We start from the raw sequence: 4,965 nt of genomic DNA, 5'->3' as shown, positions 1-4,965 counted from the left end.
TGCGGCTTGACTTCGGGGACCCTCTCCTTCGCGGCCTCACCGACCGCCAGGCCCTTTGCAGCCTTCAGCGTGTCCTCGCGGTAGAGCACGTAGTCAATGATGTCCGCGACCTGGCGGTCCTTCGGGCGCATGAGGACCCAACCATGGAACTCTTCCGCGATGTCCTTGGGATAGAACTTGCCTGGCCAGGTGTTGCGCTCGTTCTTCCTGACGACAAAAGCCAGCTTCATGAGGTCCTTGATCTTGCCCTCATCGCGGAGGCCGAGAACCTCAGCACAGAGGGCCTTCCAGCTGACGCCCTCGCGGGCGTTCTTGGCCAGCTCCTTGAGCTTGAGCGCGTCCTGGTATGACCTCACGGAGCGGCCCTGCTTGAGGGCCTCAAGCTCAAGTTCGAGCCTCTCGATCCTGGCGAGGAGTTTCTCGCGCTCCTCAAGAAGGGCCTGTTTTTCTTCCCTCTCCTGTTTCAAAGCCATCTCAAGTTCTTTGATACGCAGAATATACTTTGCCACCTCAGCATTAGAAGCTGCTTGAACCAAAGAAACGATGACGTCTGTGCGCGAGATACCGGGCCGAGTCATTTCATCGATCTGTTGGAGTACTGAATAAGGTAATCTCATTGAGACATGAATTGTGGGTTCGTCCCATTTTCGAGGTCTGCCTGTTCCTGTTCTCGGCCCGGTATACCTCATGAAGATCACTCTCTTGTAGTTTTGTACTTCTCCCACATGTCTAGAACAAGTTCTGGCCAGGAGATGCCACGACGTCGCTTTTCTTCTTCCATCTCTTTGTAGACTTCATAGGGGATCCATGCCTCAAACCTCTTTACAGGACCCTCGTACTTGCGAGGACGCCCGCTCATCGATATCACCTCAATTGTATGAATAAATCTTACGTAAGAAATATTCATACCAAACTATAAAATCCTTTCGGCATTATTTTTGGTCGAACGTTCAGTTCAATATGAAAATTTCATACCAAGTATGAAAATTGTTCAGAAGCTGAATTTTTGTGCTACAAAATTGGCACACGTTACTTAACTGCAGAGAAAAGGGAATGAATTTTGTAGCACATTAAACGAATATCAAAATCCAAGTAATTTCGGAGGAGAACGAGAACAAATCTCTGATATACTTTCTTCTTTTTTGGAGGCTATAGATATGTATATAACTAACTCTCTAAGATAGAATAAGAATAATGAGCGTTGGCTTTTTCGAGCAAGATTATTTCTTCGTCTGGTCTGAGAATCCGGAATGGTTTGGAGCTAAGCTTTGAAAGCAATTGCTTGCCTTTAGGACTGATTAAATCCTCAAACTTGTGGAATCCTACTAGCAATATCTCAAGGATAGAGCTTTCAGTTATTTTTAACTCTGTCCTGACCTCCTCTGGAATGGTTATCAGGCCACGAGAGCTTAATTTTGCAACCACGTATGCAGTCCCTAATATCTTGATTTCAGTCCTAGAAGTTTCAATCTTTCGGACGATGATCTCAACAACATCGTCCTTGGTTAACCCTAAAACTTCCCGATCTCTTTTAGGCAGGACTATTTGACCCTTCACATTTATCTTGGTATGAAACTTCGCTAGTGGTTCTTTGCTTTCTTTCATTGGCTCACCTCGGGAGTGCTGATTTTACGAATGGTTCTTACGGTATAATTGTTTAAAAGGTTTGAGAAATTTTCCCGTGTGTGGGATTTTTACCCGCCTCTGTGAGGTTCGTCCACAATACTTTTAATTTAGTTTGGAGTAATCTTTTCGTAAGGAATAGGGATAAGGTGATGCTTATGGGGCTCGGTGACTTCCTCAAGAAGGTTGGGGACGCAACTAAGAGGGCAATGGATCGCGCGGCAAAGGAGGCCAAATACCGAGCAAAGGCCCTTGAAATTAAGAGAGAAATTGCTGAAGCTGAACGGAGGTTTAGGGAAGAAGTTACACGAAAGGAATTCGAATCTAAACGGGAAATCCTTTCTCAGCTCAAGATGAGACAGCTTGAGGCTGTTTGTGCTGCTAAGGGTATTCCCACTTATCGAACACAAATCGTTAATGGAGAAGAACGCCGTTACAAGATACGAAATAAAGATGAGCTAATTGATGTTATAGCGGGTCATCTAACTCTTGAGGAAGTTGCTGAAGTTGCAAAGAGGTATAAAGTTAAGTCTCGTCATGTGGTCCAGCACTTTCAAAAGTGGCTTGAAGAAGCCAATGAAGCCCTAAAGGCCTTCAAGGCACAAAAACAGAGAGAGCTTGATGAATACAAGGCCCAACTTTTTGGAAAAGAGTCCGACGAGGTTGCCACTATCGAGCTTGAGGAGGAGACTGTTGAATCTCTAGGTGGAGAAGATCTTGAGGAGTACTCGCTTGAGGAAGCCGATTATCAGCCTGAGCCTGACATCGTGGACATTCTCTTTGACTTCGAACCTGAAACTGTACGGGATGAGGAGGATCTTGAGAAACAGCTTTACCAGTACCTCAAGGCACGCCTTGGAAGGCGTGTTGTTCGCCAGTATCCGGTTGGAGACCAAAAGATTGACATCGCCATTGATGGTAGAGTTGGAATCGAGATAAAGATTGCAGAGAGCAGGAGCAAGCTTCAGCGGTTAGTTGGCCAGGTCTTGGATTACGTCGAGTATTTTGATGAAGTCATCGCAGTTATCCTCGACGTTGGAGCTAATGTAAACATTGACAGTTACATCAAGAAGCTTCGCCAGCTTGGGGCTGAGGTTGTAGTGCTAGAAGGAGACATCAAGAAAAAAGGCCGCTCGAGAGAGATTATTATCAAGGATGCCAGGAGGAAGATAATAATACGATGAGGGTGTATCAAATGGATCTTTCAAATGGATTAGCTGCCCTTAGTGCTTATGGGGTATTACTGATAGTAAATAACCAGATTGCAAAGTTTGTTGAAGAACATCCACGAAAAGCCCATACCTCTCTTGAATCATTTATAAAATGGTCACTGATCTTTTTATTTTCTACATTTACTGGATTAAATTTAGCTTTTGCTAAGGTGTTGGGATATATCTGGTCATCAGGAATTTTGGCTGTAGATCGATCAGTTGAAAATTGGGTTATTATTTCGTTGATAGTACCTGTTTTAATGCCCCAATTGTTTTCATTCATGAGAGTGACCCCCAAGATTCCAAACACTTTTCATAGAACAATCCTTTCAGCATTGGTTGCTGGATATTTTTTGGACTTCTACTTAATTGCTATGTCAAATCAAGCGCTCAAGTTAAGCTTCAGGTACACCTTGGCAAATACTTTCGTTGTGGTGGTATGGTATTATTTGATCAAATCAAATTTGCCCAAGAAAAAGGAATCAGTACATAAATCTATCACTAACCTAAGAGACAGTGATATGAGGCAGTATGTCAAATGTAATTAGTCACAACTATTACTGTGAGGTGTTAAACATTGGTCTTTATAATAGCGGTAGATGAAAGTTATAACGCCGCTGCAATGGTTGTCATATACTACATGGATTGGGTTGAGATAGCAAAGGAATTTTGGGGAAACATTAGGCATTTTCGAGAGATAACAGAAAATAGGAACAAATATCTAGAGGAATTCAGGAAAAGTCTCGAAAAAGCAGGGAAAAAATATAATTTTGCAATTAGATATTATACTAAGATCGACCACTATTTTTGGGAAGAACTTGGGCATTATGGCCAATTTGCCTTGGAAATAATCGTAGATGATAAGTTATGGGGGGAGGTTGTAAGTAGATTGGGACATCTCCAAGTATCTATTGTCAAAGAAGGGGAAATTTCAAGTGAAATAGGAAGATTAAAAAAAGAGTTAGATGATGCCCAAAAGAGAAAAGATGTCCTTAAAATAGAAGAAATTAAGGGTGAATTAACATTATATCTTCTAAGAAGAATACTAATAACAATAGCCGATAATTACGTAAATCTCAAAAGAAGAGGTTTGAAACGTTAAGAAAAGGACAAAGAGATGAAGTCTTCAGTAAAAATATAAAGAGATAGAGATTCAAATATCCTGTAATATCTCTTAGCAGTGATATGGCGCTACTTTTGTTTTTTCTCCTCGATCTCAATCCCGTTTATCTTCATCATTCTCTTTATCTCCCTCCAGAGGGCTTTGAGTAGGATAACGTCGGTCTCGGTGGCTGCGTTCTCGTAGAGCATCTTCATGTAGAACCTCATGTTGTTGTAGATTTCCTGGTTGATGGTTGCCTTGAGGTTTTCTTCCGATGTTGTCTTGCTATCGTTAGGGTTGTTGTTCGTCCTATTATCTGGCATTTTTATGCTGATCGGCCCGTTGACAGCTTCTGCTTCCATACCCCTCACTCCTCGAACTCAGTCTCAAAGTCGGACTTCTTGAGCAGTCCACCCCACGTAAGCCCGCTCGCGTCGTCTATGCTGGCGATCTTCCTCTTCCCGCTCTTGTCGTAGATGTCCATCTTGGTCTTGTTGTAGAGCTTTGCGTTGGGGTTGATCTTGAGTGCCAGGTCGGTAGCCTTCGCCACCTGCCTGGCGAGGTTCATGTACGCAGCCCTCCAGGCGTCGCGGGAGGCTTTCATCTCCTTCCAGAGCTCGACTCTAAGGACGTCCCTCTCAAGGGGCAGGGCGATCTCCTCGCCGATGTGGTTGACTTCGAAAGCGCTGGCGTGGATGAGTATCATCTCCCTGCCGAACCAGACCTGGCTTTCGTGGACTCTGATGAGCTTCTGCGGCGGCCTCTTGCCGAATATCCTCCCGAGGGAGTACCAGATGCTGTCGAGCCAGTCGGGTGGGCGGACCTGGTAGAGTATTACGTACTCGTCGAGGTCCTTGCGCATGGCTATGGGGTAGCCTTTGGGCCTCGGCTCTTTGCCGTCGAACCAGACGATGACCTTCTGGTCGAGGTTGTAGATTTGGGCGAGCTGCTCGTTGAGCCTCCTCTGCTCTTCGAGCCGCTGGACGACGGCCTTCTGCACTTCCTCGTAAACGCCCCCCCTCAGATCGG

Annotated in this window: 8 protein-coding genes; 3 read left to right on the top strand and 5 right to left on the bottom strand. The window is 44.7% G+C overall.

What is annotated here, in order from left to right:
• The 3 genes from E3E28_RS10555 to E3E28_RS10545 all read right to left on the bottom strand — a co-directional run.
• Positions 1-509: hypothetical protein (locus E3E28_RS10555; RefSeq protein ID WP_167915441.1), on the bottom strand; the 509-nt coding region annotated here is incomplete at its 3' end.
• A 185-nt stretch (positions 510-694) separates the two neighbouring features.
• On the bottom strand, positions 695-859 hold the full coding sequence (locus E3E28_RS10550; RefSeq protein WP_167769450.1) for a hypothetical protein: 165 nt from the start codon (positions 857-859) through the stop codon (positions 695-697).
• A 308-nt stretch (positions 860-1,167) separates the two neighbouring features.
• Positions 1,168-1,605 carry an AbrB/MazE/SpoVT family DNA-binding domain-containing protein gene (locus E3E28_RS10545; RefSeq protein ID WP_167889322.1) on the bottom strand — a complete coding sequence of 146 codons (438 nt, stop codon included), beginning with the start codon at positions 1,603-1,605 and terminating at the stop codon, positions 1,168-1,170.
• Between the two features lie 176 nt (positions 1,606-1,781).
• Here E3E28_RS10545 and E3E28_RS10540 point away from each other — a divergent pair, with 176 nt between their 5' ends.
• From E3E28_RS10540 to E3E28_RS10530, 3 genes are read left to right on the top strand one after another with little or no spacing between them, the layout of a single operon-like run.
• Positions 1,782-2,807, top strand: a complete 1,026-nt coding sequence (locus E3E28_RS10540) for a hypothetical protein (RefSeq protein WP_167889323.1) — start codon at positions 1,782-1,784, stop codon at positions 2,805-2,807.
• Between the two features lie 11 nt (positions 2,808-2,818).
• On the top strand, positions 2,819-3,382 hold the full coding sequence (locus tag E3E28_RS10535; protein WP_167712254.1) for a hypothetical protein: 564 nt from the start codon (positions 2,819-2,821) through the stop codon (positions 3,380-3,382).
• A 29-nt stretch (positions 3,383-3,411) separates the two neighbouring features.
• Positions 3,412-3,936, top strand: a complete 525-nt coding sequence (locus E3E28_RS10530; RefSeq protein WP_167889324.1) for a hypothetical protein — start codon at positions 3,412-3,414, stop codon at positions 3,934-3,936.
• A gap of 89 nt (positions 3,937-4,025) precedes the next feature.
• Here the strand turns inward: E3E28_RS10530 and E3E28_RS10525 are convergent, their stop codons facing one another.
• Together E3E28_RS10525 and E3E28_RS10520 are read right to left on the bottom strand one after the other, a co-directional pair.
• The gene (locus E3E28_RS10525) at positions 4,026-4,307 is read right to left on the bottom strand and encodes a hypothetical protein (protein WP_167915440.1); all 282 of its coding nucleotides are present in this window, start codon (positions 4,305-4,307) and stop codon (positions 4,026-4,028) included.
• Positions 4,304-4,965 (bottom strand): hypothetical protein (locus tag E3E28_RS10520; RefSeq protein ID WP_206203899.1); only part of this gene is annotated, 662 nt, incomplete at its 5' end. The genes E3E28_RS10520 and E3E28_RS10525, both read right to left, overlap by 4 nt.

The sequence above is a fragment of the Thermococcus sp. 21S9 genome, assembly GCF_012027635.1.
In the GTDB taxonomy this organism is placed as follows: Archaea; Methanobacteriota_B; Thermococci; order Thermococcales; family Thermococcaceae; genus Thermococcus.
The sequence above is the reverse complement of the archived record's forward strand: the minus strand, read 5'-3'. Positions and strand labels throughout refer to the sequence as shown.

Coding starts and splice junctions, on each gene's coding strand:
- E3E28_RS10550 (WP_167769450.1), bottom strand. CDS start 859: ATGAGCGGGCGTCCTCGCAAGTACGAGGGTCCTGTAAAGAGGTTTGAG.
- E3E28_RS10545 (WP_167889322.1), bottom strand. CDS start 1,605: ATGAAAGAAAGCAAAGAACCACTAGCGAAGTTTCATACCAAGATAAAT.
- E3E28_RS10540 (WP_167889323.1), top strand. CDS start 1,782: ATGGGGCTCGGTGACTTCCTCAAGAAGGTTGGGGACGCAACTAAGAGG.
- E3E28_RS10535 (WP_167712254.1), top strand. CDS start 2,819: ATGGATCTTTCAAATGGATTAGCTGCCCTTAGTGCTTATGGGGTATTA.